The 26309-nt window shown below is 72.1% G+C and carries 33 protein-coding genes; 8 read left to right on the top strand and 25 right to left on the bottom strand.

From position 1 onward, the window contains the following. The first annotated feature begins 46 nt into the window (after positions 1 to 46). Positions 47 to 946, top strand: coding sequence for a phospholipase (locus ACIPEQ_RS09940; protein ID WP_402715001.1), 900 nt, complete (start codon positions 47 to 49; stop codon positions 944 to 946). A gap of 131 nt (positions 947 to 1077) precedes the next feature. On the opposite strand, the gene ACIPEQ_RS09945 is transcribed toward ACIPEQ_RS09940, so the two are convergent. From ACIPEQ_RS09945 to ACIPEQ_RS09960, 4 genes are read right to left on the bottom strand one after another with little or no spacing between them, the layout of a single operon-like run. Beyond that, positions 1078 to 1386 (bottom strand): hypothetical protein, encoded by a 309-nt coding sequence (locus ACIPEQ_RS09945; RefSeq protein ID WP_402715002.1) that lies wholly within the window; start codon positions 1384 to 1386, stop codon positions 1078 to 1080. After that, entirely contained in the window at positions 1383 to 2045 is a 663-nt protein-coding gene (locus tag ACIPEQ_RS09950; RefSeq protein WP_402715003.1) for a hypothetical protein, read from the bottom strand. The genes ACIPEQ_RS09945 and ACIPEQ_RS09950 overlap by 4 nt, the downstream gene beginning before the upstream one ends. Then, positions 2042 to 2596, bottom strand: coding sequence for an RNA polymerase sigma factor (locus tag ACIPEQ_RS09955; protein ID WP_402715004.1), 555 nt, complete (start codon positions 2594 to 2596; stop codon positions 2042 to 2044). Before ACIPEQ_RS09955 ends, ACIPEQ_RS09950 begins: the two co-directional genes overlap by 4 nt. Positions 2597 to 2612: 16 nt before the next feature. Beyond that, the gene (locus ACIPEQ_RS09960; protein ID WP_402715005.1) at positions 2613 to 2813 is read right to left on the bottom strand and encodes a hypothetical protein; all 201 of its coding nucleotides are present in this window, start codon (positions 2811 to 2813) and stop codon (positions 2613 to 2615) included. A 106-nt stretch (positions 2814 to 2919) separates the two neighbouring features. Between ACIPEQ_RS09960 and ACIPEQ_RS09965 the strand changes: the two genes are divergently transcribed. Then, complete coding sequence (locus ACIPEQ_RS09965; protein WP_402715006.1) at positions 2920 to 3555, top strand: MOSC domain-containing protein; 636 nt, start codon at positions 2920 to 2922, stop codon at positions 3553 to 3555. Here the strand turns inward: ACIPEQ_RS09965 and ACIPEQ_RS09970 are convergent. The 4 genes from ACIPEQ_RS09970 to ACIPEQ_RS09985 form a co-directional block, all read right to left on the bottom strand. Then, a complete protein-coding gene (locus ACIPEQ_RS09970; RefSeq protein WP_402715007.1) occupies positions 3457 to 3939 on the bottom strand; it encodes an MmcQ/YjbR family DNA-binding protein in 483 nt (160 codons plus the stop codon). The genes ACIPEQ_RS09965 and ACIPEQ_RS09970 overlap by 99 nt on opposite strands. A gap of 91 nt (positions 3940 to 4030) precedes the next feature. Then, positions 4031 to 4615 (bottom strand): serine O-acetyltransferase EpsC, encoded by a 585-nt coding sequence (epsC, locus tag ACIPEQ_RS09975; protein ID WP_402715008.1) that lies wholly within the window; start codon positions 4613 to 4615, stop codon positions 4031 to 4033. Beyond that, positions 4612 to 5550 (bottom strand): cysteine synthase A, encoded by a 939-nt coding sequence (cysK, locus tag ACIPEQ_RS09980; RefSeq protein WP_126891344.1) that lies wholly within the window; start codon positions 5548 to 5550, stop codon positions 4612 to 4614. Before cysK ends, epsC begins: the two co-directional genes overlap by 4 nt. A 167-nt stretch (positions 5551 to 5717) precedes the next feature. After that, positions 5718 to 6752: a dipeptidase gene (locus tag ACIPEQ_RS09985; RefSeq protein WP_402715009.1), complete on the bottom strand. Its 1035-nt coding sequence runs from the start codon at positions 6750 to 6752 to the stop codon at positions 5718 to 5720. Positions 6753 to 6797: 45 nt separating this feature from the next. Here ACIPEQ_RS09985 and ACIPEQ_RS09990 point away from each other — a divergent pair, with 45 nt between their 5' ends. Next, positions 6798 to 7370 carry a GNAT family N-acetyltransferase gene (locus tag ACIPEQ_RS09990; RefSeq protein ID WP_402715010.1) on the top strand — a complete coding sequence of 191 codons (573 nt, stop codon included), beginning with the start codon at positions 6798 to 6800 and terminating at the stop codon, positions 7368 to 7370. Beyond that, positions 7367 to 7861 carry an SRPBCC family protein gene (locus ACIPEQ_RS09995; RefSeq protein WP_402715011.1) on the top strand — a complete coding sequence of 165 codons (495 nt, stop codon included), beginning with the start codon at positions 7367 to 7369 and terminating at the stop codon, positions 7859 to 7861. The genes ACIPEQ_RS09990 and ACIPEQ_RS09995 overlap by 4 nt, the downstream gene beginning before the upstream one ends. On the opposite strand, the gene ACIPEQ_RS10000 is transcribed toward ACIPEQ_RS09995, so the two are convergent. The 8 genes from ACIPEQ_RS10000 to ACIPEQ_RS10035 form a co-directional block, all read right to left on the bottom strand. Next, positions 7828 to 8658 carry an SIS domain-containing protein gene (locus ACIPEQ_RS10000; RefSeq protein WP_250368332.1) on the bottom strand — a complete coding sequence of 277 codons (831 nt, stop codon included), beginning with the start codon at positions 8656 to 8658 and terminating at the stop codon, positions 7828 to 7830. The two genes, ACIPEQ_RS09995 and ACIPEQ_RS10000, sit on opposite strands and share 34 nt — an antisense overlap. Then, positions 8655 to 9968, bottom strand: a complete 1314-nt coding sequence (locus ACIPEQ_RS10005) for an allantoate amidohydrolase (protein ID WP_402715012.1) — start codon at positions 9966 to 9968, stop codon at positions 8655 to 8657. Before ACIPEQ_RS10005 ends, ACIPEQ_RS10000 begins: the two co-directional genes overlap by 4 nt. After that, positions 9965 to 11206 carry an alanine--glyoxylate aminotransferase family protein gene (locus ACIPEQ_RS10010; RefSeq protein ID WP_250368334.1) on the bottom strand — a complete coding sequence of 414 codons (1242 nt, stop codon included), beginning with the start codon at positions 11204 to 11206 and terminating at the stop codon, positions 9965 to 9967. The genes ACIPEQ_RS10005 and ACIPEQ_RS10010 overlap by 4 nt, the downstream gene beginning before the upstream one ends. Further along, a complete protein-coding gene (allB, locus tag ACIPEQ_RS10015) occupies positions 11203 to 12609 on the bottom strand; it encodes an allantoinase AllB (RefSeq protein ID WP_402715013.1) in 1407 nt (468 codons plus the stop codon). The genes ACIPEQ_RS10010 and allB overlap by 4 nt, the downstream gene beginning before the upstream one ends. Continuing rightward, positions 12606 to 13385: an aspartate/glutamate racemase family protein gene (locus ACIPEQ_RS10020; RefSeq protein WP_402715014.1), complete on the bottom strand. Its 780-nt coding sequence runs from the start codon at positions 13383 to 13385 to the stop codon at positions 12606 to 12608. The genes allB and ACIPEQ_RS10020 overlap by 4 nt, the downstream gene beginning before the upstream one ends. 121 nt (positions 13386 to 13506) lie before the next feature. After that, a complete protein-coding gene (locus ACIPEQ_RS10025) occupies positions 13507 to 15069 on the bottom strand; it encodes an NCS1 family nucleobase:cation symporter-1 (protein WP_209824233.1) in 1563 nt (520 codons plus the stop codon). A 169-nt stretch (positions 15070 to 15238) separates the two neighbouring features. After that, the gene (locus ACIPEQ_RS10030; protein ID WP_402715015.1) at positions 15239 to 16132 is read right to left on the bottom strand and encodes an SDR family oxidoreductase; all 894 of its coding nucleotides are present in this window, start codon (positions 16130 to 16132) and stop codon (positions 15239 to 15241) included. Between the two features lie 90 nt (positions 16133 to 16222). Continuing rightward, on the bottom strand, positions 16223 to 16738 hold the full coding sequence (locus ACIPEQ_RS10035; RefSeq protein WP_402715016.1) for a hypothetical protein: 516 nt from the start codon (positions 16736 to 16738) through the stop codon (positions 16223 to 16225). Between the two features lie 99 nt (positions 16739 to 16837). On the opposite strand from ACIPEQ_RS10035, the gene ACIPEQ_RS10040 reads away from it, so the two are divergent. Then, positions 16838 to 17131: a hypothetical protein gene (locus ACIPEQ_RS10040; RefSeq protein WP_402715017.1), complete on the top strand. Its 294-nt coding sequence runs from the start codon at positions 16838 to 16840 to the stop codon at positions 17129 to 17131. Positions 17132 to 17171: 40 nt separating this feature from the next. Here the strand turns inward: ACIPEQ_RS10040 and ACIPEQ_RS10045 are convergent, their stop codons facing one another. Then, entirely contained in the window at positions 17172 to 17585 is a 414-nt protein-coding gene (locus ACIPEQ_RS10045) for a hypothetical protein (RefSeq protein ID WP_402715018.1), read from the bottom strand. Positions 17586 to 17645: 60 nt separating this feature from the next. On the opposite strand from ACIPEQ_RS10045, the gene ACIPEQ_RS10050 reads away from it, so the two are divergent. Next, positions 17646 to 18191, top strand: coding sequence for a cysteine hydrolase family protein (locus ACIPEQ_RS10050; RefSeq protein WP_402715019.1), 546 nt, complete (start codon positions 17646 to 17648; stop codon positions 18189 to 18191). An 18-nt stretch (positions 18192 to 18209) separates the two neighbouring features. Here ACIPEQ_RS10050 and ACIPEQ_RS10055 read toward each other — a convergent pair whose 3' ends face one another. From ACIPEQ_RS10055 to ACIPEQ_RS10080, 6 genes are all read right to left on the bottom strand, one after another. Further along, positions 18210 to 18566 carry a hypothetical protein gene (locus tag ACIPEQ_RS10055; protein WP_402715020.1) on the bottom strand — a complete coding sequence of 119 codons (357 nt, stop codon included), beginning with the start codon at positions 18564 to 18566 and terminating at the stop codon, positions 18210 to 18212. Between the two features lie 62 nt (positions 18567 to 18628). Next, positions 18629 to 19111, bottom strand: a complete 483-nt coding sequence (locus ACIPEQ_RS10060; RefSeq protein ID WP_402715021.1) for a hypothetical protein — start codon at positions 19109 to 19111, stop codon at positions 18629 to 18631. A 196-nt stretch (positions 19112 to 19307) separates the two neighbouring features. After that, positions 19308 to 20462, bottom strand: a complete 1155-nt coding sequence (locus ACIPEQ_RS10065; protein WP_402715022.1) for a hypothetical protein — start codon at positions 20460 to 20462, stop codon at positions 19308 to 19310. Between the two features lie 94 nt (positions 20463 to 20556). Beyond that, positions 20557 to 21420, bottom strand: a complete 864-nt coding sequence (locus ACIPEQ_RS10070; RefSeq protein ID WP_402715023.1) for a DUF4262 domain-containing protein — start codon at positions 21418 to 21420, stop codon at positions 20557 to 20559. Continuing rightward, positions 21417 to 22001, bottom strand: a complete 585-nt coding sequence (locus ACIPEQ_RS10075; protein ID WP_402715024.1) for a hypothetical protein — start codon at positions 21999 to 22001, stop codon at positions 21417 to 21419. The genes ACIPEQ_RS10070 and ACIPEQ_RS10075 overlap by 4 nt, the downstream gene beginning before the upstream one ends. A gap of 193 nt (positions 22002 to 22194) precedes the next feature. Then, complete coding sequence (locus ACIPEQ_RS10080) at positions 22195 to 22770, bottom strand: VanZ family protein (RefSeq protein ID WP_402715025.1); 576 nt, start codon at positions 22768 to 22770, stop codon at positions 22195 to 22197. A gap of 189 nt (positions 22771 to 22959) precedes the next feature. On the opposite strand from ACIPEQ_RS10080, the gene ACIPEQ_RS10085 reads away from it, so the two are divergent. Then, positions 22960 to 23493, top strand: a complete 534-nt coding sequence (locus ACIPEQ_RS10085) for a GNAT family N-acetyltransferase (RefSeq protein WP_402715026.1) — start codon at positions 22960 to 22962, stop codon at positions 23491 to 23493. A gap of 151 nt (positions 23494 to 23644) precedes the next feature. Here the strand turns inward: ACIPEQ_RS10085 and ACIPEQ_RS10090 are convergent, their stop codons facing one another. Continuing rightward, on the bottom strand, positions 23645 to 24235 hold the full coding sequence (locus tag ACIPEQ_RS10090; RefSeq protein ID WP_402715027.1) for a hypothetical protein: 591 nt from the start codon (positions 24233 to 24235) through the stop codon (positions 23645 to 23647). A gap of 254 nt (positions 24236 to 24489) precedes the next feature. Between ACIPEQ_RS10090 and ACIPEQ_RS10095 the strand changes: the two genes are divergently transcribed. Next, on the top strand, positions 24490 to 25365 hold the full coding sequence (locus ACIPEQ_RS10095) for a hypothetical protein (protein ID WP_402715028.1): 876 nt from the start codon (positions 24490 to 24492) through the stop codon (positions 25363 to 25365). A 149-nt stretch (positions 25366 to 25514) separates the two neighbouring features. On the opposite strand, the gene ACIPEQ_RS10100 is transcribed toward ACIPEQ_RS10095, so the two are convergent. Further along, positions 25515 to 26237: a VIT1/CCC1 transporter family protein gene (locus ACIPEQ_RS10100; RefSeq protein ID WP_402715029.1), complete on the bottom strand. Its 723-nt coding sequence runs from the start codon at positions 26235 to 26237 to the stop codon at positions 25515 to 25517. Positions 26238 to 26309 lie beyond the last annotated feature (72 nt).

Below are 26309 nucleotides of genomic sequence, written 5' to 3' on the forward strand. Positions count from 1 at the left end.
CGGCGTGCCCGGGAGTCGCCCTCCAGCCGGCCGACCACCGGAACCGATGACGCGAACCACCCCCGAAGCACCCAGCACGACCACCCCGACCCCGGTCCCCACGACCCGCCGCCAGGCACTCGACACCCCCAGCCGCCGTGTCCGCCGTGCACTCCGCAGCCGGTCCGGCCTCGTCGTCGGCGGAGCGGCAGCCGTCGCCCTCGTCGGCGGTCTCGCCACCGTCGGCACGCAGCCGGCCCTCGGCGAGGCCATCGGCATCCCATCCGCGAGCGCCACGAGCACCCCCGCGCTGCACGGGTCGGACCTCGACCGCGCCCAGGCCGCGGCGACCATCGCGACCGCCCGCACCGTGCTCGCCGACGCGAACGACAAGACCGACACCCGCGCCCTCGAGCGCCAGGTCGCCGCGCTCTCGGACTACCGCGGCATGTCCGGCTCGGCGATCACCACCCGCATCGCCTCGACCGTCGACGCCGCGACACAGGTCGCGGACGCGAGCGCGTCGCAGGACAAGGCGGACGCCGACGCGGCGGCAGCGGCGGCAGCGCAGGCGCAGGCCGAGGCCGAAGCGGCGGCGGCAGCCGAGCGCGCAGCGGCGGAGGCCGCGGCGCAGGCCGAGCGCCAGGCCGCTGCGAACACCGTCGGCGGCGCCAAGGCCACCGCGTCCTCGATGGCGTCGTCGCAGTACGGCTGGGGTTCCGCGCAGTTCCAGTGCCTCGACAACCTCTGGACCAAGGAGTCCGGGTGGAACTACCAGGCCGTCAACCCGAACGGCGGCGCGACGGGCATCCCGCAGGCGCTCCCCGGCTCGAAGATGGGTACCGTCGCGGCGGACTGGCGGACCAACGCCACCACGCAGATCACGTGGGGGCTGCAGTACATCAGTGCGGCCTACGGCACGCCCTGCGCGGCGTGGGCCCACTCGCAGGCGACCAACTTCTACTGAGCCGCGAGCGGGTGACGGACGTCACCACCGGACGGACGGGAGGCACGGTGCCAGCGGGTGCCGTGCCTCCCGTCCGTCACGTGGTCCGTCCTCGTCGCCCCGTCGACGTCCTGCAGACGGTCTGTGCCCGATCAGCCGACGCGCGCGATGCGGACGTCCACGCGCACGAGCGCGAGCCCGCGCTCGCCCGCGACGCGCAGTGCTGCGTCGTGCGCCGCACGTGCCGCGGCACGCGCGGGGACCGAGCCGTCCGTGCCGACGACGACGCGCAGGACGTCGTCGTCGAGCACGACCCGGGAGACGGGCGCACGGGAGGCGATGCGTCGGGCGGACTCGACCGCGCTGCCGAGCGTCGGCCGGGCGCGGTACAGGTCGGCCACGCCGGGTGCCGCCAGCACCGCGGCCTCGATCGCCGCGGCCGTCTCGTCGTCCAGGCTCATGCGGAGGCCTCCTCGTCGGTGGTGCCGAGCGCCGCGTCTCCGTCGCCCGGGGCGAGCGGGGGCAGGAGGTCCCGGACACGGACGTCGACCGCCTCGATCCGCAGGTCGGTCTGCTCGGCCAGGGTCCCGGCCACGGCCTGGCGCACGTGCTCGGCTGCGGGGTGGATCGGGGTGCCGGTCCGGACCGCCAGCTCGACCAGGACCCGGACGGGTGCGTCGAGCAGCGTCACGTCGCCCTGCAGCGAGCACCGCGCGACGACGACGCCGGGCACGACGTCGCCGGCCGTCCGGACCAGCGAGCGGATCGCCCCCTCGGTCATCACGGGACGCTCGGTCGGGACCGACGGGCGGAGCGGGACGTCACGACCGGCGCGCGCCTCGAGCGATATGTTCGCCAGGACACCGCCGATCCAGGACTCGTCGGCCGGGGCCTCCTGCTCGGCGGCGGCGTCGAGCGACCCGAGGGACGACTGCCGGAGCCGGACCAGGGCGGCGAGGGCGTTCTGGCACGCGGCCGAGTCGTCGATGCTCGGATCGGCGGGCTGCATCCCGGCGTCCAGGTAGTCGGCGAGTTCGTCGATGGTGTGGCCGTCGAGGTCCTCGGGCTCGAGCGTGTCGAGCTGTACGTCGTCGGGCCGCACGTCGTCGGGTCCGGTCATCGCCATGCCTCCATGAGACGGATCATGTTCTTCCTCGCACGCGAGAGCAGTCCCCGCACCGTCGAAACGGGCAGGTCGAGTTCCTCGGCGATGTCCTCGTAGCGGTACTCGAGCACCTCCTTCATCACCCAGCAGCGCCGCTGCGCCTCGGGCAGCTCCGCGAGGGCGGTCTCGACGGCCTCCTCGCGGGAGCGGGCCTCGGCGACCCGCTCCGGGGCGTCGTCCCGGGGCGCGGCGACCTCGAGCTCGGTGACGTCGAGGTGCTCGCGCCGGGCACGGATGCGGTCGATGCACTTGCGGCTGAGGATCCGCATGAGCCACGACTTGACCTTGGCGCCGTCCTCGAGCGCGTCGAGTCGCCCCCACGCGGTGATGAAGGTCTCCTGCACGACGTCGTCGAGCTCGTCGGTCGACCCGAGCGTGCGCCGGGCGTAGGCGCGGAGCAGCGGCGTGTACCGCCGGATGAGCACCTCGAACGCCCGGACGTCACCGTCGGACGAGCGGCCCGCGAGGACGGCGTCGTCGAGGTCGGCGAGGGGCTGGTACGGCACGTGACCCTTCTACCGGTCAGCGGTGGGGGAAGTCTGGGCGGGTGACGGCCGTGCCCGTGGCGACCACCTGCAGCGGACCGACGGGACGGGCACCGAGCGTCCGCACGCGCACCTGTGCGAGACCGTGCGCGACCGGGGAGCGCGTCGCCCGGCAGCGGGTCGGGAGCGTGCCGGGGCGTCGCAGGGCAGCGGCGGTGGCGAAGGTGGCGTCGGTCATGGTCGGTCTCCTCTGGTTCCACCGGTGTGACGGATCCCGGAGCCGGATCGTCACGCCCCCGTGCGCATCGCGGCGTCCGGGTCGCCGTCTGCGTCAGGATGGGGGCATGAGCCACGTCACCGCTGTCTGCCGCGTCGACCAACTGCTGCGCGACTCGGGCACGATCGGCATCACGGCGATCGACAAGCGACCCGTGGACGGCCCGGTCCGCGTCCGCCCGCTCGGACTCCACGCCGACGTGCAGGCGGACCGGAAGCACCACGGGGGCGAGGACCAGGCGGTGTACGCCTACGCCGACGAGGACGCCGCGTACTTCTCGGACCTGCTCGGTCGCGACGTCCCGCCGGGGCTGTTCGGAGAGAACCTCCGCACGGACGGGGTCGACGTGACCGGTGCCGTGACGGGCGAGCGGTGGCGCATCGGCGAGACGCTCGAGCTCGAGGTCACGATCCCGCGGGTGCCGTGCGGCACCTTCGCGCGCCGGATGGGGATCCCCGGGTGGGTGAAGCGGTTCGCCGCGGAGAACCGCCCGGGAGCGTACCTGCGGGTCCTGCGGAGCGGACCGGTGGCGGCGGGCGACCGGGTGGTCGTGACGCACCGACCGGCGCACGGTGTCACGATCGGCGAGATCTCGGCCGGACTGTCAGCCGAGCGGGCCCGCGCGGTGCTCGACTCCGGTGACCGGCTCGCCCCGAAGGTCGTCCGGGACGTCTCGAAGGTGCTCGCGCGCGGCCGCGTCTGACCCGCCGGCGCGACGCCCGACGTCGGGGTCGAGCGGACGGCGGGACCGCGGCAGGCCGGCGACCACGAGGTCGTACGAGTTCGCGACGAGGTCCTCGACCATCGTCTCGTCGAGGCCGTCGCCGGGAGCCAGCGTGATCCAGTGACGCTTGTCCATGTGCCATCCCGGGGTGATCTCCGCGTGGTCCCGGACGAGCGCCGCTGCGTGCGGCGGTGCGCACTTGAGGTTGACGATCGGCACACCGCGCAGCGTCGTGGCCAGGACGAACATCCGCCCGACCACCTTGTGCACGACGGACTGCTCGCCGAAGGGCTGCGTCTCCTCGACCGCGGGCAGGGCCAGCGCCGTCCGGAAGGTCACCTCGTGCAGTGCTGCGCCGTCCACCCCACCAGCATGCCGCACCGCTCCGACACGCTGTCGGCCGCGGGCGGGTAGTCGACAGCGGCAGCGCGCGACCGGTCGCGACCGACCGCCGTCAGAGCGTCGGGACGCCCTCGTGCCCCGACCTCGGTCGAGCGGTCCCGGCCACACCCGTCACGACGGAGCCGGCGGGGACGTCCTTCGTCACGACCGTGTTCGCACCGACGACCGAGTCCGCGCCGACCGTGATCGCGCCGATCAGCGACGATCCCGCGCCGAGCACCACGCGATCGCCCACGGTCGGGTGCCGCCGTTGACCCGGGCCGTGCTCCCCACCGCGCCCGCCGAGCGTGACACCGTGGAAGACCAGCACGTCGTCGCCGATCACCGCGGTCTCGCCGATCACGACGCCCATGCCGTGGTCGATGAAGAAGCGTCGACCGATGCGCGCGCCGGGGTGGATCTCGATGCCCGTGGCCGATCGAGCGACCTGCGCGAGCACCCGGGCGGCGAACCGCGAGCCGGGCAGGCCCCGGGCGAGCCACAGCCGGTGGGTGAGCCGGTGCGTCCAGATCGCGTGCAGCCCCGAGTAGACGACCGCGTTCTCCAGGTCGCCCCGGGCAGCGGGGTCACCGCGGCGTGCCGCGGCGAGGTCCTCGCGGACCCGCCACAGCACGCCGCGTCGGGCGGCACGCGTCACGCAGTGAGCCCCTCGAACAGCGGCGTGGACAGGTAGCGCTCGCCGGTGTCGCACACGATCGCGACGACGCGCTTGCCGGCGTTCTCCGGACGGGCGGCGATCTCGACGGCGGCGTGGATGATCGCGCCGGACGAGATGCCGGCCAGGATGCCCTCCTCGGTGCCGAGCGCGCGGGCGACCCGGAGTGCGTCGTCGAGCTCGACGTCGAAGACCTCGTCGATGACGTCGCGGTCGAGGACCTCGGGCACGAAGTTGGCGCCGATGCCCTGGATCTTGTGCGGGCCGGCCTTGCCCTCGGTGAGCAGCGGAGAGTCCTTCGGCTCGACGGCGACGATCTGCACGCCCGGCACACGCTCCTTGAGCACCTGCCCGACGCCCGTGATCGTCCCGCCGGTGCCGACTCCGGCGACGAAGACGTCGACGTGCCCCTCGGTGTCGCGGAGGATCTCCTCGGCCGTGGTCTTCCGGTGGATCGCGGCGTTCGCGGGCGTCTCGAACTGGTGGGCCAGGATCGCGCCGGGGGTCTCCTCGACGATCTGGCCCGCGCGCGCCACGGCACCCTTCATGCCCTCGGATCCCGGGGTCAGGACGATCTCGGCGCCGAAGGCACGGATCAGGGCACGCCGCTCGACGCTCATCGTCTCGGGCATCGTGATCACCACGCGGTACCCGCGGGCGGCACCGACCAGTGCGAGGGCGATGCCGGTGTTGCCGGACGAGCCCTCGACGATCGTGCCGCCGGGGCGCAGCTCGCCGGACTCCTCGGCCGCGTCGATGATCGCGACGCCCAGGCGGTCCTTGACGCTCGACCCGGGGTTGTAGAACTCGAGCTTGGCGAGGACCTCGGCACCGTCGGCCTTCGGCAGGCGGTTGAGTCGGACGAGCGGGGTGTTGCCGAACGCCTGCGAGATGTTGTCGTAGATGGTGCCGGTCATCCGTTGTCGTCCTCCGGGTCGAGTTCTCGCGCCGTCGGTGGCGGCGCTGCGGTCCGCTCGCGATCCTAGCGACGGCGCCCGGCGTTCCCCTGTCGATGACGCCCGTTGACGTGGCGGGCGCACACCGTGCCTCCCGGCCGCGACGCTCCCCACCGGGTCTGCGCGGCTCAGCGCAGGGCGCTCCGCGCGAACCGCTCGTCCGTCGCCTCGAGCACCCGGAGCACGTTGCCCCCGGCGAGCGCCCGCAGGTCCTCGTCGCCCCAGCCGCGGCGACGCAGCTCCTCGGCGAGCACGGGGTACCGCGACACGTCCCGCAGGTCCGGCGGCAGCACCGGGGTGCCGTCGTAGTCCCCGCCGAGGCCGAGGTGGGCCACGCCCGCGACCTCGCGGGCGTGGTCGACGTGGTCGGCGACGTCCGCCACCGTGACGGGCGGCGGCTCCCCCTCGGAACCCCCTTCCTCCCAGTCGGCCCACGCGCGAGAGACGAACTTCGGCACGAACGTGATCATCACGACGCCCCCGTTGTCGGCCGTCCGGGCGAGCACGTCGTCGGGCACGTTCCGGGGGTGGTCGTCGACGGCGACGGTGGACGAGTGGCTGAAGACGACCGGCTGCGTCGCGACGTCGAGGGTGTCGCGCATCGTCGCCGGAGCGGTGTGCGACAGGTCGACGAGCATGCCGATCCGCTCCATCTCGGCGACGACCTCGCGTCCGCGCTCGGTCAGGCCGCCGTGCACCCGCGCGCCGGTGGCCGAGTCGGCCCAGGTCGTGTCGTCGTTGTGCGTCAGCGTCATGTACCGCACACCGAGCCGGGCGAAGGACCGGAGGACGGCGAGGTCGTCGCCGATCGAGTGACCGCCCTCGGCGCCGAGCAGCGACGCGATCCGTCCGGCGTCGACGGCGGCGCGCAGTCCGGCGGCGGAGCGGACGAACGTCAGGTCGTCGGGGTACCGCGCGACGATGCGGTGCGCGGTGTCGATCTGCTGCAGCGTGGTCCGCACCGGGTCGGGGTCGTCCGACGGCACGAACACCGACCAGAACTGCCCGACCACTCCTCCGGCGCGCAACTTCGGCAGGTCGGTGTGCAGCGTCCCCTGCTCGGTGTCGATGCCCTCGACCCCGGAGTCGTGCGACTCGCGACGTTCCCAGGGCAGGTCGTTGTGTCCGTCGATGACCGGGAAGGCGAGGGAGTCGAACGTCATGCCGCCGACGCTACCGTGCGACCCGACGATCACTAGGCTCGCGGTGTGCACCCCGTGACGCTCCGCACCGACCGGCTCGTGCTCTCCGCTCCGGGTCCGGCCGACGCCGACGCCGTCGTCGCGTACGCGAACGACCCCGACGTGATCGCCTTCACCCCGGTCCCCGTGCCGTACGGCCACGCCGAGGCGCACCAGTTCATCGAGCGGGTCGGCGAGGGCTGGCGCGACGACACCCGGTACGACTTCGGGATCCGACGGGGCGACGACCCGCGCCTGCTCGGCACGGTCGGCGTGTTCGGCTTCGTGGACGGTGCGGCCGAGATCGGGTACGCGCTGCACCCGGACGGCCGTGGGCACGGGTTCGTGACCGAGGCCGCCGCGCGGGTGCTGGAGTGGGCCTTCGCGGCACCGCCGATCGGCCTCGGTCTGGTGCGGGTGCAGTGGCGCGCGCTCGGGACGAACGCGGCCTCGGCCGCGACGGCCAGACGGATCGGCATGCGGTACGAGGGCCGGTCCCGCTCGGCCGTCGTCCACCGCGGGGTCCGCCACGACCAGCTGCTCGCCGCCGTGCTGCGCGACGACGACCGGACGACGCCGACGGACTGGCCGACACCGTGACCGTCGCCTTCCGCGTCGTCACCGAGATCGCGGCCCCGGTGGAGCGCGTCTTCGCCCTGTCGCTCGACATCGGCGCGCACGAACGCTCGATGGCCGACACCGACGAACGCGCCGTGGCCGGGACGACGACCGGCACGATCGGGCTCGGCGAGAGCGTCACCTGGCGCGCGCGGCACTTCGGGATCGTCTGGTCGATGACGAGCAGGATCACCGCCCTGGAGGCTCCGGGTCGCTTCGTCGACGAGCAGGTACGTGGTCCGTTCGCCCGGTTCCGGCACGAGCACCGGTTCGGACCGTCGACCGGCGGCACGCGGATGGTCGACGAGATCGTCTTCCGGGCACCCCTCGGCCCGCTCGGCTGGCTGGCCGAGCGGATCGCGCTCGCCCGCTACCTGCCGCGGCTGATCGCCGCGCGCAACGCATCGCTGCGCGACGAGCTCGAGCGGGACGGGGACGGTCAGCGGGGGGCGAGCTCCCCGAGCGCGTCGTAGGCCACCGCCACGGCGTCCACCCGGGCACGCCCGGCCGGCCCGGAGGCCTCGTACACGTCGTTCGCGATCGCCGCGACGACCGCGAAGAGCGCCGCCATCGAGTCGAACGCCGACGGGGAGTCCACCGGGCAGAGCACCGCGGTCGCCGCGGGAGCCGCGATCACCGCCGCCGTCGGGTCACCGAGCACGACCACGTCGGCACCGGTCGCGACGCAGTGCCGCACGAGCCGCTCGGCACCCGCCGCGTGCCGGCGGACGGTGACGAGCACGACGAGGTCCCGCCGGTCGAGGTCCGCGACCTCCTCGCCCAGTCGCTGTCCCGGAGCCGGACCGATCCGGACGTCCGGACGCACCTGGGCCAGTTGGGAGCGGAGCTGCATCGCGACGGGGTGCGCACCGCGTTCCCCGACGACGAGCACCCGACGGGCTCGGACGATCCGACGTGCGAGCCGGACACGGTCGGCCCGTGCGAGCGAGGCGAAGGCGGCATCGAGGTTCCGTGCCTCGACCGCCCGCTGGTCGACGTGTGCGGCGTCCTCGGCCGCCCACGGCAGCCCGCTGCCCCGGGCGGACATGAGTTCCTGCCGGACCTCGGCGGCGTCCTGGAACCCGAGGGAGCGGACGAGCCGCGAGACCGTGGCCTTCGAGGTGCCCGACTCGGCCGCGAGCTCGGCGGAGGTGCCGACGAGCAGCAGCTCCGGGTCGTGGCGGACCATCGCGGCGACCCGGCGTTCCGCGGGCGACAGTCGGTCCCAGACCGCGTCGACCCGGGCCCGGACGTCCGGCACGGCGCTCACCGCGCCTCCGCCCGGTCGTCGGCGATGCGCTCGACCGCGACGGCCAGCGCGTCGAGACCGAGCGCGACGTCGTCCTCCGAGACGAACTCGTCGGGGTGGTGGCTGATGCCGTCCGGGTTGCGGAGGAACAGCATCGCGACGTCGGTGACGAGCCCGAGGGACATCGCGTCGTGCCCGGCGCGCGAGAACAGCTCCGCCGGTGCGGCCGCTCCGGTCGAGGCGATGCCGGCACGGACCGCGTCCATCAGCGCCGGAGCACAGAACACCGCCGGCGCGCGGTGCACCTCGGTCGGCGAGACCGTCACGCCCCGTGCGTCCCCGATCTCGTCGAAGGCGGCCGTGATCGTCTCCCAGACGCGGTCGCGCCCCTCGTCGAACTCCCCGCGCAGGTCGACGCTGAACCGGGCGAGCCCCGGGACGACGTTGACGGCGCCGGGCTCGACGGACATCGTGCCGACCGTGCCGACGTGCTGCTCGGCGCGGCAGATCCGCTCGACGGCGAGCGCCGCCTCGGCCGCGGCGAGGAGCGCGTCGTGGCGCCGCTCGTACGGGGTGCCGCCGGCGTGCCGGGCCTCACCGACCGCCTCGACGGAGAAGCGCCGGGCGCTCGCGATGCTCGTGACCACGCCGAGCGCCTGACCGGCCCGCTCGAGGTACGGGCCCTGCTCGATGTGCGCCTCGAGGTACCCGACGAGCCGCTCCGGGGGCAGCGCCGCTTCGCGCACGCGGGCGGGGTCGAGGCCGAAGTCGGTGAAGGCCTGCCGGAGCGTGACCCCGTCACCGTCCTCGAGGTCCCACCAGGCGTCGTCCCACACACCGGCGACGGCGGAGGACCCGAGCAGGGCCTTGCCGAAGCGCGTGCCCTCCTCGTCGGAGAACGCGATCACCTGCAGGGCGAAGGGCAGCGGCCCCGATGCGGCGAGTCGGGCCGCGGTGCGGATCGCCATGAGGACGCCGACGACGCCGTCGTAGCGGCCCGCGTCGACCACGGTGTCGAGGTGCGACCCGAGCAGCAGCACGGGGGCGTCCGGCGTCGCGCCGTCGACGATGCCGTGCAGGTTGCCCGCGGCGTCCTGCCAGGTGCGGAGTCCGGCGTCCTGCATCCACTCCGCGACCACCGCGTTCACCCGGGCGTGCTCGGGCGACAGGTACACGCGGGTGGTGCGGTCCGCGTCCTGGGACACCCCGGCGAGCGTGTCGCACCACCGGACGATCGTCGCGGCGTCGGCGATCGCACGGGCACTCGCGGTCGCTGTCGCGTGGGCCTCGGCCGTCCGGGGTCCGGTCGTCGTGGGTCCGGTCGTCGTCATGCGGCTGCCCCAATCGGCGTGACGCGGTCGGCGTGGACGTCGAGTGCGGCGTCGACCCCGGCACCCTGCGGCACGGCGTGGCCGGCGCGGCGCAGGCAGTGCTCGAGCGCGGCGAGGGTCCGCACGACGGTGTCCTTCCGGGCGTTGTACCCCATCGTCCCGATGCGCCAGACCCGTCCGTGCAGCGGTCCGAAGGACGTCCCGATCTCGATGCCGTGGTCCTCGAGCATCGCGCCGCGGACCTGGTCGCCCACGACGTCGTCCGGGATCTCCACGGCCACGACGTTGTGCATCTTGTGGGCCACGTCGCCGAAGACGCGCAGCCCGAGCGCCTCGACCCCGGCGAGCATCGCCCGGCCGGCGGTCGCGTGGCGCTCGATCACCGCCTCGCGCCCCTCCTCGAGCAGGATGCGGGCGCACTCGTTCGCGGCGTAGAGCATCGACGCGGCCTCGGTGTGGTGGTTGAGGCGCCGCGGGCCCCAGTAGTCGAGGATCATCGCGAGGTCGAGGTAGTTCGACCGGATCGGGTCGTCGGACACGACGTCGTCGACCTCGCGGATGCCGGCCTCGATGCTGCGACGGCCGTCGAGCACCGAAACGGCCCGCGGCGACAGGGTGATCGGTGCGCTGCCGGACGGGCCGCCCAGGCACTTCTGCAGGCCGGCGCTCACGACGTCGATCCCCCACGCGTCGGTCTCGAGCGGGTTGCCGCCGATGCTCGCCGTGGCGTCGGTGTACAGCAGCACGCCGTGCCGCTCGCAGATCGCCCCGAGCTCGTCGAGCGGCTGGTTCATCGTCGTCGAGGTGTCGCCCTGCACGACCGCCAGGACCTTCGGCCGGACCCGCTGGACCGCGTCCTCGATCACCGACGGCGGGAACACCTGCCCCCACTCGGTCTCGATGGTGTGCACCTCGGCACCGGCACGGGTGGCGATCTCGGCGAGCAGGTGTCCGAAGCGTCCGAAGACCGGCACGAGCACCCGGTCGCCCGGGGCGAGCAACGACACCAGCGCCGCCTCGATGCCCGCGCGGGAGGTGCCGTCGACGAGCACGGTGGCGTCGTTCCGCGTGCCGAAGACCCGGCGGTACAGCTCCTGCGTACCGGTCATGGTCGCGGTCATCCACGGGTCGTACTGCCCGACGAGCGGGGTCGACAGCGCGCGGAGCACGCGAGGGTCCGCGTCGATCGGTCCCGGCCCCATGAGGAGTCGGGCGGGCGGGTTCACTGGCTGGGTCATGGTGCCTCCGTTCCGTTGACGACTGTACTGGAACGCTCGTTTCGTGCGTGTTGCGGTGCCGTCGGTCGGTCGAGCAGGACACCGGCGACGGCGGTGACCCCGTGGTCGGCCGTCGCCACGAGTCGCCCGCGGAGCCAGGTCTCGGTGACGACCCCGAGCGTGCGCAGGCCGGCGTACGCGGACACCGGGTTGCGGTGGGCGAGGGCCGACACCTCGACGACGCGCTCGGCCGCCGGGTCGAGGACCGCGAGGTGCGCGACCGCCCCCGGCGCGATCCGGCCACGGTCGGCGAACCCGACGATCGCCGCGGGTCCGGTCGTGAACCACGGCAGGACGGTCTCGACCGGCAGCCCCCGGCGCACCGCCTCGGTCCACACCGCCCGGAAGCCCACCTGGAGTCCGGCTATCCCGCCCCACGCCGATCCCCAGTCGTCGGTCTTCAGGTCGGCCGTGGACGGCGAGTGGTCCGACACGACGCAGTCGATCGTGCCGTCGAGCAGCCCCGCCCAGAGCGCGTCGCGGTTCGCGTCGTCGCGGATCGGCGGGCAGCACTTGAACTCGGTCGCACCGTCCGGGATCGACCCGGCCTCGAACGCCAGGTAGTGCGGACACGTCTCGACGGTCACCCGCACGCCGTCGGCCTTGGCTGCCCGGATCATCGGGAGCACCGCTGCGTCGGACAGGTGGAGCACGTGCACGCGGGCACCCGTCGCCCGAGCCCCGTCGAGGACCCGCGCCACGGCGGACTGCTCGGCACGGCCCGGACGGGTGGCGAGGAAGTCGGCGTAGTGGCTGCCGAGCGTCTCGTGCGGCACGAGGTGGTCCGGGTCCTCGGCGTGCACGATGAGCAGCGCGTCGAGCTCGGCGACCTCCTCGATCGCCGCGCGCAGCTGCACCGGGTCGAGGTGCGGGAACTCGTCGACGCCGCTCGGCGCGGTGAAGCACTTGAACCCGAAGACCCCGGCATCGTGCAGCGGACCGCGTGCTCCGGCGTTCGCGGGGACCGCGCCGCCCCAGAACCCGACGTCCACCGCGACGCGGCCCTCGGCGCTCGACCGCTTCACCGCGAGGGCGTCGACGTCCACCGTCGCCGGGATCGAGTTCAGCGGCATGTCGACGATCGTGGTCACGCCGCCGAGGGCCGCCGCCCGTGTGGCCGAGGCGAAGCCCTCCCACTCGGTGCGGCCGGGTTCGTTGACGTGCACGTGGGTGTCGACGAGCCCCGGCAGCAGCACGTGCTCGTCGGGCACGGTGCGGTCGAGCGAGGCCGCGACCGACGCACCGAACGGCAGGACCGCGTCGACCACGCCGTCGCGGACGACCACCGCGGCCGGCCGGAGGACGCCGTCGACCCACGTCTGCCGAGCGCGGAGCACCAGGTCGACAGGAGCTGCGGTGCTCACGCCGAGACCCCCGTCACGAGGGCCGGGCTCGCTGCCCCGTCGGCCGACGGCAGCGTGAACCCGGACAGCAGCCCCGTCACCGGCTTCGGTGGCGGCGGGGCGTACTCGCCGGTCTTGCCGGTGCGGAGCCCGAGCCGGACGAGCGACTCCGCGAGGACCGTCGCCGCGGCCACGCCGTCGACCACCGGCGCCCCGATCTCCCGCGAGACCTCGGCGCAGAACTCCGCCATGCCCGCGCACCCGAGCACCACGGCGTCGGCGCCGCCGGCGAGCACGGCGCGGCACTCCTCGACGACGAGCTCGCGTGCCCCCGACGTCGGGTCGTCGAGCTGCAGCACGGGCACCTCGCACGCACGGACCTCGGTCACCAGGGACGCGAACCCGTAGCGCTCCGCCAGCTCCCACGCCCGTCCGGTCGTGCGGGCCAGGGTGGTGACGACGCCGAACCGTCGCCCGAGCATCGCGGCCGCGTGGTAGCCGGCCTCGGCGATCCCGATCACCGGGCCGGCGGCGAGCTCCCGCGCCGCGTCGAGCCCCGGGTCCCCGAAGCACGCGACGACGTACGCGTCGACCCCCTGCTGCTCACCGAGCGCGATCTGTTCCAGGAGCCCGGGGACCGCGAGGGCCTCCTCGTAGTGGCTCTCGATCGAGGCCGGACCGGTCGTGGGCGTCACCGCCTCGACGACGGTGCCGGGTCCGGCGACGGCGGCCGCGGCGCGGCCGATCGCGACGGTCATCGACGCGGTGGTGTTGGGGTTGACGACGCGGATGCGCAAGCGGGACCTCTCGGGCGGGGCGGGGACGGGGTGGAACGTGGTGGCGGCGGAGGCGACGATCCGGCCGGGAGGCGGGTCGCGCCTCCCGGCCGGTGCCGCTGAGCGGGGTGTGGCGGACGGTTCAGTCGCGCCCGGCGGCAGCGCCGTCGTCGACCGTCGGGTCGTCGGCGGCCAGCACGGGCATGCGGGGCGACCGACGCTCGAGCGCCCAGAAGACGACCAGCCCGAGGCCGCAGCCGATGAACCAGCTGTAATTGCTCAGCCAGGGCAGGACGCCCGTGGCCGGCGGCAGGACCGCGCTCGCGACCGACACGGCGCCGGCGACCAGCAGGGTCCACATCGCGTTCGGGTTCCAACCGGCGCGGTACCAGTACCGGGCGGTCGGCTCCTTCGAGTACATGTCGTCGACCGCGACCCGCTGCTTCGCCACCAGGTAGTAGCCGGCGATCAGGATCCCGAACAGCGGGCCGATCAGGGCACCGAGGATGCCGAGCGTGTAGAGGATCGCCTGGTCGTTGCCGTACCAGTTCCACGGCGTCAGCAGCACGGAGCCGACGGCGGCGATCATGCCGCCCGTCCGCCAGCTGATCTTCCGCGGGGCGACGTTCGAGAAGTCGAACGCGGGGCTGATGAAGTTCGCGACGATGTTGATGCCGACCGTCGCGGTGACGAACGTGAGACCGCCGAGCAGGATCGCGAACGGTGCGTCGATCGCCTGGACCGTCTCGATCGGGTCCGTGATGAGCTTGCCGAAGACCGGGACCGTCGCGCTCGCGCAGAGCACGGTGAGCACCGAGAAGAACAGGAAGTTGACCGGCAGGCCCCAGAAGTTGCCGCGCTTCACCGACCGGAACGAGCGGCCGTAACGCGAGAAGTCGCCGAAGTTCAGCATCGGACCGGAGAAGTAGCTGACGACGATCGCGACGGCCGAGAGCATGACCGGGACGGACGCACCGAACGACATCGGCGCGCCCGTGTGCAGGGTCAGCGAGATGTTGCCGATGCCGGCCTTCGCGACCAGGTACACGGCGAGCGCGATCATCACGACGTAGACGGCCGGGCCGGCGAAGTCGATGAAGCGGCGGATGGCTTCCATGCCCATCGAGAACAGCGCGGCCTGCGCGACCCAGAGGATGCCGTAGGAGATCCAGCCGAGCGCGGAGAGCCCGAGGAAGGAGTGGTCGAGCAGCGCCGCCGAACCCGGGACGAACTTCAGGAACACGATGTTGAGCGACTGGGCCGCGAGGAAGGTCTGCACGCCGTACCAGGCCGTCGCGATGAGGCCGCGGATCACGGCGGGGACGTTGGCCCCGATGACGCCGAACACCGCGCGGTTGATGACCGGGTACGGCACCCCGGTCCGCTGGGACGGCTTCGCGACGAGGTTCGCGAAGACCTGCACGACGAGGATGCCGACGACCAGGGCGACGAGCACCTGCCAGCTCGCGATGCCGAGCGCGAAGAGCGACCCGGCGGTGACGTAGCCGCCGACCGAGTGCACGTCGGACATCCAGAAGGCGAAGATGTTGTAGCTCGTCCAGCGCTGCTCACGCAGCGGTGCGAGGTCCTCGTTGGTGAGCGCCGGGTCGTACCCGGGCTTGACGACGCCCGCGCCGGCAGCTGCCGACGAGGTCGTGCGGGGGGCGTGGGGCGCGGCGACCGGGGTCGCGATCTCTGTGACCAAGGCGTCCTCCGTGGGAGTGGGCGGCGGGGGTCCCCGCTCGTGGACGACGCTATGGAGGCTGTTCGCGCCGCCCGTTTCCCTCGTGTAACGGTCGTGTGACGCGGTGGACGTGCTGGAACGAGCGTTCCGGATCGGAGCAGTCGGATGTCAGGGCCGAGTGCTCACCGGGTCATCGGCGTCCCGGCAGCCGCAGGTCCCGCCAGGTGAAGCCGCCCCGGGGCGGGAGCGCCGCACGGATGTGCTCGTCGTCGAAACGGGCCGTCGGCGCGAGGTCCGCGGGGAGCTCCCCGGCCGGCTGCGTCGCCTCGGTGACCCCCTCGGCGAGCATCCGCACCTGCGCCTTCGCGACGAGCGGCACGCGCATGGTCCACTCGGTCACCTGCCCGAGCAGCCGGTGCGCCCACACCGGCGCCGGGAACACCCGCACCGGGCGACCCACGACGCGCGCGACCCGGCGCACGGCCTCGCTGAGCAGCAGCGCCTCGCCCCCGCGGACCGCCACCGTCCGGCGGGACAGCCGTCCCTCGAGCGCGCCGACGAGCACGTCCACGAGCTCGTCGACCGGGATGGGGCTGATCGTCTTCTCGCGGAACCCCACGGAGGCGAACAGCGGCACGGTCTGCACGGTGTGGCTGAGGTGGTCGACGAGGTGGTCCCCGTGCCCGTAGATCATGCCGGCCTTGAGCACCGTGTAGTCGAGCCCGGACGACCGGACCATCTCCTCCGCCGCCCACTTCGTCTCGTGGTACGGGGAGCCCGTGCCCGGACGGGCCCGCAGGAAGCTCAGGAGCACGACGCGCTGCACCCCTGCCCGGTGCGCCGCTTCGAGCACGGCGGCGGTGCCGCGGACGTGCACCCGTTCGAAGGACTGGTCGCCGATCTCGCGGTTGATGCCGGCGCAGTGGGCGACCGCGTCGACCCCGGCGAAGGCGTCGGTGAGGGCGTCGACGTCGTCGATCTCGACACCGGTCCGGCGGGAGACCACCACCACGTCGTCGGCTGGGTACCGCTCCGCGAGGTGTCGCCCCACGAAGCCGGTGCCGCCGGTGATCGCTACGCGCATGACTGGTCCTCCGCCCGGGACGCCGTGCCCCCTGCGGCCCACTCTAGGGAGTCCGGACGCGACCCGGCCGGCGTGTGTCGGGAGGGCTCGTCAGTCTTCTCGGACGAGTTCTCCTGGGACGGGCAGACCGAGCAGGGTGACGAGTTCCTCGAGGGTCTCCTCGACGAAGTCGTCAGTCGGCTCCTCGACGACGGCCTCCGCCAGGAGCGGCCGGATCGCGTCCGCTGACACCGATTCACCAGTCACTGCTGCGGCCCACCTCGCCAGTCCTTCGGCTTGGACGTCCAGGTCGACGTCGTCGCTCGCGTCAGGGTCGTCGAAGTAGTCGCGCGGTTGGAACCCGAGGTAGACCAACCCTCCGGTGGCCGGTCCGGGCCCGTACACCACGGTGCACACGTCGCTGTCGTGGACGGTCGCGGAGAGGAAGGGCTCGGGCTGGGTGCTCCCGTCGATGGCTTCCTCCTCCTCGTCGACGACCCATCGCTGTTCGGCGTAGGTGAACGTGGCGAACATGCCCATGACGGGACCGTCCTTCTGATCATCGGGGTGACGCCGACACCGGGAGGGGGCGTGCGTGCAGTGTAGGGCGCGCACGGAGCGGGGCACCTGGATCTATCGTGCTCCGTGTACTCTCCCGTCGTGCAACCACCCGCGGAAGAACCGCTCGTCTGGCAGCAGGTGGCGCCACCGCCCCGGGTGCGAGGGGTGGCAGGCACCTGGCCGACGATCGCGACACTCGCTGTCGGTCTGGCGGCGACGGTCGGCGTGGTCTGGTTCGCCCTGTCCTGGACCGTGATCATCAGCGACGAACTGCGGTGGGCATCCTGGATGCTCGTCCTCGTGCAGAGCAGTCTCTGGCTGTCGGCAACCGCTCTGTGCCTGTGGCAGTGGAGGCAGCGCCGGACTGGTCTCTGGATCGCGCTCGCAGCGGGCGCCTTCGCCACCGGCTTCTTCGTCGTGGTGGTCTTCCTGCTCGTTGCGTCCCTTCCCTGCCCGTAGTTCTGCTGAGGACCACACCGTTCTCGGCAGCGTCGGCAGCTCAGGGCAGCATCGGACCCCAGGTGATGTCGCCGTGACAGAAGACCGCGGTTGCTCCGTCACCCGCCCACACGTCGATCCAGGTGGGAGCCGTCGGGCGGGACTCCACGGTCGGGAGCGTGGTCTTCGCGATCGCCGTGGCCCCTGCAGGCTCGGTCCAGAGGGGCTTGCACGGCCCGCCGCCCCCGCAGCCGCATGCCTCGTACGCAACCTCGGCGCCGGCGCGCACCAGCGCAGCCGCGGTCTCCTCGCTGACGTCCGTCTCACGGCGGGTCAGCCGGACACCCGCAGGCGTGAACAGCTCGCCTGCGAGGTTGAAGGTGCCGGGACGCACCGCGAAGCGGCCGGAGGCGACCCGGGCTCCCGCGGTCGGGCCTCCGACAGCGTCCGCAGGCCGTCGAGCGCGCTTCGTCATGAATGAACTCTCGCACCACCAGCCGCCCGGGCGGTGCCGCGTCGGTGGCATGATGCCGTCATGCCGACCGTGACCGCGATCCTCGTCATCGACCTGCAACGAGGCGTCGTGCGGGACTGCTTCGATGCCGACGGCGTGCTCGCACGGACGGCCCGACTCGTCGACCGTGCGCGAGCGAGCGGAGTACCGGTGGTGTGGGTACAGGATCACGGCGACTTCGCCGAGGGTTCTCCGGACTGGGAACTCGCAGCACCACTCGAACTCCGACCGGAGGAGCCGCTCGTGCAGAAGGAGTACCGGGATGCGTTCGCGGACACCGATCTCCTCGAGGTCCTGGAGCGCTCGGGCGTGCAGCACCTGGTCGTCGCCGGTGCGCAGAGCGACCACTGCATCCGGACGACGACCCAGGCAGCAGCGGTGCACGGCTTCGACGTGACGTTGGTGTCCGACGCACACACCACGACGGACGCGGAGCACGGCGGTGTCCACATCAGTGCGGAGCAGATCGTCGCGCACACGAACATGTACTTCGGCGGTCTCAGGTACCCCGGCCGGCACTTCGCCGCCGAGCGGCACGACCGGATCGACTTCGCACCCGTACTCTGACGACCGGCGAGGGATCATTCACTCGTGTACGCGGCGGAGACGGTTCAGATCACGAGTCAGTCCAGCGACGTGTGACGATCCGAGCCGCTCAACCAAGGACTCGGAGAACGAGCGTGACCAGACGTCTTCCACCTCCTGCACCGTGATGTTCCCGTGCGTGAGCAGGATCCGGGCCAGGGCCACGGCCTCTGGTGCGTACTCGTCATCCGGGGTGCCGCCGACACGTCCTGGCCTCAGACCGATCGGGTCGACAGCGGTCAACAGTTCGAGAGCATCGCGTGCGGTGCGCACGAGGTCGTTGCTGTCGCCTTCCGCGATGAGTGCGCCGAGACTGGCCAGTGGTTCGGAGGCCGCAGCAGACTCGTCGTTGATCACGACCCCATCATCGTGCATCGCGTCCCAGGCGCGACGGGCTGAGCGAGACGACGGCGCGGCACTCAGTACTCGCTCACTGGCCACTGCGGGAGGCGGGAGAAGCGGGGGCGCGGCGGCACCGGCTCATCGTCATCCATGACGCGGAGCTCCGTGAGCACGGTGACGTCGCTGGTGCCGTACCACCGGTGTGCGACCCCGTCCCGCTCGTCGACGACCACGGTCACCCGGTCCGCGGGGTCGAGTTCATGCTCGCACGTCACGAGCACGCAGTGGCTGGGGAGCCGTTGCACCAGGACCGGCGCGAAGCTCGCTGGCGAGCCCCACACGGGCAGACGCTCCGGTGTCAGCATGCGGACCGGAGGAGCGACAGTCCCGCTGCGGGCGAAACTGACGTCCACCGGTCCGTCGACTGAGTGGAGGATGCCGTCCGCGTACCGGTCGCGGTGGCGGTCGCCCTGCCGATCGAACGTCCAGCTCTCGTCGCGCTCGTCGACGACGAGTTGGAACTGCTGCGGCTGCGTGACACGACCCCGCGGCGCGGTCACCCCACGAGCGAGTCGTCGAGCAGGGCGCCGGAGCGCGGCAACCTCCGCCCGGAGGATCAGGACTTCGGCCGCAGTCAGAACGGTGTCGAAACGCACATCGTCCATCTTGCTCACTCCCGTGCTCCGAGTCGTGGTGGACCAGGTGACGGATGGGGATGGGAGCCGTCCCACGGACCGGCGGGTGACCGTCTCCGGGTCAGTCGCCCGCGAACCAGGCGTCGCACAGCCGGCTGAGTTCGTCCGGCCCCCAAAGGAAGATGTCGACAGTGTCGGGATCGTCGACGTGCCAGCCGAGCTGGACCGCTCCGAGGTCGGTGGACAGGACGACTGCGTCTTCTTCGTCGACCGGGGCGGAGGCGATGACGGCGAGCAGAGCGGATCCGATGGATGACGACAAGTCGCCGTGGAGCTTCCGTTTCAGGTAGCCAGCAAACGCCTTCCAATCGTCGACGTCGAGCGACGTCGACCACTCGACGGCGGCCGCGTCCAGGACGGGGGCTGTTCGGGCCGCGAGCGCGGCGTCGAGCCGTCTACGGGAACTGGCATGCCGCCTCTCCAGGCCCTTCTTCGTTCTCGCGCGTTCCCACGCAACCCAGGGCATCTCGCTGGTACCCGGAGAAGCTGCCAGGTGTTCCTCCACCGGTGGGAGTGCCGGATTCGGGCGAGTGAACTCGAACGCTCGTGCATCGAACACATCCCGGAGCGCAGCAACGGCATCCGACCCGGCGACATCCGCACCAGGTTCTCCGGCGATGCGCACCAGGGCACCGCCGCCGGGCAGGACGGTGGCCCCGGGAAGGGATGCGAGCTGCGGGTACCTGGCGAGGAACGCGGGACCGAAGTAGTTGATCCAGAAGACTCCCCAGAGCTTGTGCCACGCGGGCGGGCCGCCGGAGAGCACGCCCTCGGAGAGATCCACGGCACCCCACGCAGCGTCGAGGGCGATGACGAGCTCCTCGAACAGCGTCGCGACCTCCTCCACGAGAGTCCGGTCGGCGACGACGCTTCGACCCCATTCCTGCCTCAGCCTGTTCCCCGTGAGGTACTGCTTGAACCCTCCACCGACGCTGTCGCCGTAGCCGCCGCCGCGTCCGGGCAGGAAGCTGAACTCGCCCATCTCCATGTCGGGTTTCATCTCGCGGAACGTCAGCCACTCGATGGGAAGGCCCTTCGCAGCGACCACTGCCTCCAGTGACGGCTCGACCGCGATCCGCCTGGGGTCGCCTCCGACCTTCCGCGGCCGGAGCTGAGGATGGGCGTCGAACACGCGCGCGACCGCGAGAGCCCGCTCCGAGTCCATGTCAGCCACCGACTGGATCGCCAGGCTCAGCCACGAACGGGAGGCATCCACCGGGCCAGTCTGACAGCAGCCGGTCACGGTCCCGTGCCGCGACACCAGGCCGGCTGCCAGCACCGGCAGAACGGCCGACACGCGCGGTCCTCGCTCAGAGGAGTGGTTGGGCCGATCTCGGGTTGCGATGGTCGGCGTCCCAAGGGAGATGCCCTTGGGAGTCCGGCCAGACCATCTGCAGCGCCGTGAACGATCCGACGATGGCAGCCGTCGCGGTCATGCCGCGGACGTCCACTGCTCCGGTGAACACGACGGATCCCGACTCCGTCAGCTCCTGGGAACGGTCGCCTGCACGGAACGGTCCCTTCTCCTGCTGCTCGTCGACAGCGTTGCGGATGAACTGCTCTGCGACCCCCGGCGGCAATCCGGTGATGATGAGCTCGGCCCATCCGCGCGCGGTGAGCCCGATCGTGTAGGAGAACGACGCTTCACCGCTCTGGGCATCCGGGAGGACGTGCTGGACACCCCAGCCGTACTCGTCGACGATCGCCCTCATCCGGGCGACGAGATCGTCATGCGGACTGCTCACCAGGTGAGCGTAGCTGGATGGGTCAGTCCGCTGGCCGAAGGGCTGCCGGAAGTGCGAGGGGTCGTGTGCGCGGAACGACGGCACGAACGCTGAGAAATGCGCTCCGGTTCGACCTCGTCGCGCGTCGGACACACGACGGCGCCGACGGACGAGCCAGCCGACCGCGGCGACGAGCAGGAGGGATCCTCCCACGACGGCGACCGGCACGCCGAGCAGCAGCAGGAGGCCAGCGCCGATGTTCGCTCCGCCATCGAACCCGGCGGCGAAGACCGCGATGACCGCGACGGCAGAGACGAGACCGCCCGCGGCTGCGATGATGCCGCCGACGAGGACGAGAGCGCGGGACTCGTTCAACTCCTCAATGCATCCGGACGGATCGGGTGGTGAGTTCGAGCCGAGGGGCCCTGCCTGGGGCCGTGTCGGACTCACGACGTGCCGGACCGATCGGAGTGCCGGCCGCCGCGGCGCTGTCGTTCTGCTTGTCGGAGCTTCGACTGGTCCCTCTGGATCCGCCACGCAGCGCCTCGGGCCCAGTCACGGGCCGTCGCTTCCGTCGCATCCTCGAGCGCAGCGTATGCGTTCAACAGATCGCGTTGGGCGACGGCGCGGCTTCGTCGCACCCCAGTGGCCGGGAAGGAGCGGGACGACGTCCCCGTGACGGTGATCATCTGAGCGTTCCCGACCGGCTCACCCCGCGACAGCAGCCAATCGTTCCAGGCCTCGAGCCCGAACACCGTGTCCCCGTCCAACGCGATCCTGTAGGTCCAGAGCCAGCTCCGCACGATGACCGTGCCCGGCGCCAGGTAGACACCGATGAACAGCGTCCGGACGCTCAGGAGAACGAGTCCGCCGAACACGCACCAGACAGTGGGGATCAGGGCCTGATCGGACGCTGACTGCTCGCTCGGTGGCGTCGTCATGCCGACGAGGATCGACGCGATGAAGACGAGCTGTACACAGAGCGTGGCCGTCAGGACCCCACGGCTCGACTGCCGAAGCCGTGTGCTCACAACCAGCCTCCGTTCTCAGCCTCGACGATCCCATCGGCCGTCCGTCCCGCGCTACCCCACTTCGGGCCTCGAGCGAGAAGCGGCGTCTGGGTCCTCGGCGCCGGTGAGCGGTTGCCGGTTCTCCCGGTTCGTCCTCGCCGTCGGATCGAGGAGGGCCCTGCTGGCGCGGGTGGCGGATCATCTCCAGCCTGGTTCAGCCAGTGCGCGTCGTCTTCGTGGCAGGGTGCCAGCGGAAGAGCTCGACGAGACGCGACAGGCCCGGCGTGCGAGAGAGCACGACGAAGATCGCGTGACCGACGGCCCCGCCGAGGGTGTTCCAGAGGAAGTCGTTGACGTCCGCGACGTGGCCTCCGCCGAAGAGCCCGTCCATGACGATCTGCAGGAGCTCGATCGCGAGACTGACCGCCGCGGCGGTGAGGACCACCTTCGCCCAGGACGGTCGGCGCATCAGGAGCGGGATCAGGATGCCCAACGGGGCGAACACGATCACGTTGGTGACCGCGTCCATGACCTCGTAGTCGGAGAACGGGATCAGGGCCAGCTTCGGCGTCCACGGCTGCAGCTGCGGAGGCCGGTCGAGGAAGATCGGGAGGACCGTGTTCGCGAAGATGCCGGCGACGTAGACCGCGAGTGCGGCCGCCACAGCGCCTCGGGGCCAGGTGAAGCGCCGGCTCGGGAGCAAGACCAGCAGTTGGACGAGGAAGGCGACGACGCCGACCACGAGGGCAACGGGCAGGGCGGGTACCTCTCCGAAGGGATCGTCAGACACTCGAGCGATCCTGCCCGGATTGTTCGCTCAGCGGGTCCCTCCAGAGGTTGATCCGGAAGCCGATCGCTGCGAACCGATCACAGGACGGGCGCAGTCTCCGCGCGGGCCGAACGCGGCAGGCGCCCACGGACCATCGACGAGCGGCCACGTCTCGGCCGTGCCATGGGACTCCGCCAGCGACAATGCGGTGTGATCTCTGCACTGACCCTCCCCGCCACCATCAGCTCCGGCGACCGCGAGCTGCTGCTCCGACGGGCCACAGCCGCGGACCTGCATCCGATCATCCGGCTCCTGTCGGACGATCCGATCAGCGCCGGGCGTGGCGACGTCGGGAGCACTGCGGACGAGGTGGCCTACGCGGAAGCGCTGCAGCGCATCATCGGCGACCCGAGCAACGATGTGCTCGTCGTGGAGGACGAGCTCGCAGCCGTCATCGGCACGCTGCAGCTGACGGTCATCCCCGGGATGGCTCGACGAGGCAGTGCCCGGCTGCTGGTCGAGGCAGTCCGCGTCGCCGGCACACAGCGGTCCTCCGGCGTCGGAACGGCCCTGATGCGATGGGTCGTCGAGCAGGCCGCGATCGAACTCGAGACCCCGCTGGTGCAGCTGACCTCCGACGCTGCGCGTACCGACGCGCACCGCTTCTACCGTCGTCTCGGCTTCATCGACTCCCACGTCGGCTTCAAGTTCGCCGTGTCGTTGCCCGACGCGCCTGCCCGGTAGGCGATCGTTCACCAGGAACGCAAGGCATCGGAACGGCTCGCGGTACCGGCGCGGTCCGCTGCACGGTTCGACCATCGCGGCGCTGAGACGGCTTCGCGAGCGCAGTCGAGACCGCAGCAACGATCGGCACGGCAGCGCGCCGGACGCTGCGTCACGCGGTGAGCGCGATCCGGGTCGCGCGGCTGATCACATCGGCCGGGTCCGCTGCGCCGGTGACGAAGACGGTGATGACCGTGGACCAGTGGACCCCGCCGAGCACCGCTACCGCTCCTGCTGTGGTTCCGCTCACGAGCACCGTCCCCGCGGTGGTCCATCCATCCGGCACCGATGCGCGGACAGACTCGGCAGTCCCCCGGCTGGCTGCCGAGAGGAGCGCTTCCCGGTACGAACTGTTCGACCGCTCATCGAGGACATCACCGAGGAGCGCAGCGTTCATGTCGCTGCAGGCCTGCAGGGCGGTCGTCGTGCTCGTCGTCGTCACGCGATCGTCCAACGCGCTGAGGCCGGCCGCAACACCGCTGGCACCACCGAGTCGGTGGACCTGGGCGTCGACACCAGCGCGATCCTGCGCGATCGGCAGCTTCGTCGCACCCGGGTCGTCGTTCCGGGCAGCGATCACGGGAAGGATCACCGCGAGGAGAGCGTCCGCCGGCATCTCCTCCGCTCCCTTGTAGGTCGAGACGGCACCAGTTGTGCCACGCATCACGCAGGTGCTGATCGTTGCCCGCTCGGCCTGCTCCAACGCAGCCAACGCACGCTCCGTGGACGACATCGGGCGTGCCGTCGACGACGGCGCTGTCAGGACCGGTACCTCGTCAGCTGACGCTGCTGCACCCGGTTCCGCCGTCGAGCTCGGTGTGACCGTGGTGGTGGTCGTCGCCTGCGCGCAACCGCTCACGACCAGGCCCGACACCGCGACGGCGAGCACTCGACCGATCCCGCGACGCAGGGAGCCACGCGCGCAGACAGCCATCTGGGTCACCGTACCGTTGTTCCGTGCTCCGCCCGTTCCGCCGCCCCACCGCCCGTTCGATCACCTCCTCGGCGGTGTTGGTCACCATGAGCGTGTCCCTCGCCGGGTGTTCCGCGTCCCCGGAACCGGCCGCACCGCACGAGACCGTCATCGCCTCTCGGGCTCCGGAGGCGATCACGGCCGCAGAGTTCTCCGACCGTCTGTCCGCCTACGAGCAGGAGCACGACCTCGACGTACGGGTCGATGCCATCGACACCGGTGACGGCCACCACCTGGGCTTCAGGGCAACCGAAGCCGTTCCGCTCGACCTGCGCGCCTTCACCGCGGGCGTGCTCGTCCTCGCCGACGCCTCTGACGACCAGCTCGCAGCACCTCCTGCCTCCTCACGAACCACGGCCGGGACGGGAGGCTCCGCGACGCTCCTGGATGCCGTCAGCGCTGCCGTGCAGACCAGCGCGCCGGAAGCGCAGCAGACGCTCGTGACCTGGCTCGGCGGCGACGATGCCTTCCGGCGTCGCGCTGACGTGCTCCTCGGACAGCATCCTGCCGGGCCGTCAGCGCGGCGCTTCGCGACCCTGCTCGACGACGCGGTGTACGGCGAGACGCTCGCCCCTGATCGTCGCGGCACGTTGCGGAACATCCTGCTCAACGGTGTGGGATCCCCTGCGACCGCGGCCGGCACCGACGCACCGTGGGAGGTGGCCGGGGTCAGCGACAGGAGCCGAGCCGGCAGCCTCGTCGAGGTCAGCACGCTCGAGGTGCCCTACCGTGCCTCGGGGAACGCGGCCCCTGTGGTACTCGCGCTCGTCATCACCGGCGCTGCCGACCCCGAGGCTGCGGACCGCGCGGCCCAGGAGGTGTCGAGCCTCGTCACCCACGCCCTGCCCCCGAGCCGCTGACCCGTCCGACTGCCTTCGCCCGGTCACCACCGACGTGAGCAGAGGACCGGTCGCAGGGGTTGCCGTGCCCCGGCGAAATTCCCGGGGCGCACGCTGCTCGGGCCCGAACCGTCTCCACCGGGAGGGCTCGGAGCGACTTCGTCGTCCGGTCAGAGCGCGTGCGTCCCGAGCAGCGCTCCGGCCACGTACGTCGCCGCCAGCGCGAGCGCCCCACCGACGACGACCCGCAGCGCCGCGCGGCCACGACGGGCACCCCCGAGCACCGCACCCGCGGTCCCGGTCAGCGCGAGCGCCACGAGCGAGGCCGTCACCGTGACGGCGATGCGCGCGGACTCCGGCGCGAGCAGCATCGCGAGGAACGGCAGGAGCGCACCGACGGAGAACGTCGCAGCCGACACCCACGCGGCGCGCCAGGGGCTGACGACCTCGTCCTCAGCGTCCCGGAGTGCGGCGTCGGCTCGACGGCGTCGGACCTCGGGTCGCGCGAGCTCGCGGGCGACGGCGTCCGCCACCGAGTCCTCGACCCCGAGCGACCGGTAGTGCGCCGCGAGTGCCGGGGCGTCCTCGGCGTCGGCCTCGAGCTTCGCCTGCTCCGCGGCCTGCCCGGTGCGCTGGGCATCCCGGGCGCCGCTCACCGAGATGTACTCGCCGAGGGCCATCGAGATCGCCCCGCCGACGAGCGCCGCGGTGCCCGCAGCGACGACGGGCCCCGTGCCCGCACCGGCTCCGGCGACACCGACGAGCACGGCGGCGACGGACACGATGCCGTCGTTCGCGCCGAGCAGTCCGGCGCGGAGCCAGTTGAGCCGCGCGGCGCTGGTGGCGTCGTCGTGCTCGGAGGTGGGGAGCGAGAGGTCCGATGCGGTCGACATGACGGCCATCGAACCACTGCAGAGCGGATCGCGCCAGCAAGGTGAGGCAAGCCTGATCAGGGCTTTCGTGGT

It is taken from the genome of Curtobacterium sp. NPDC087080, from assembly GCF_044745105.1.
Classification (GTDB): Bacteria; Actinomycetota; Actinomycetes; order Actinomycetales; family Microbacteriaceae; genus Curtobacterium.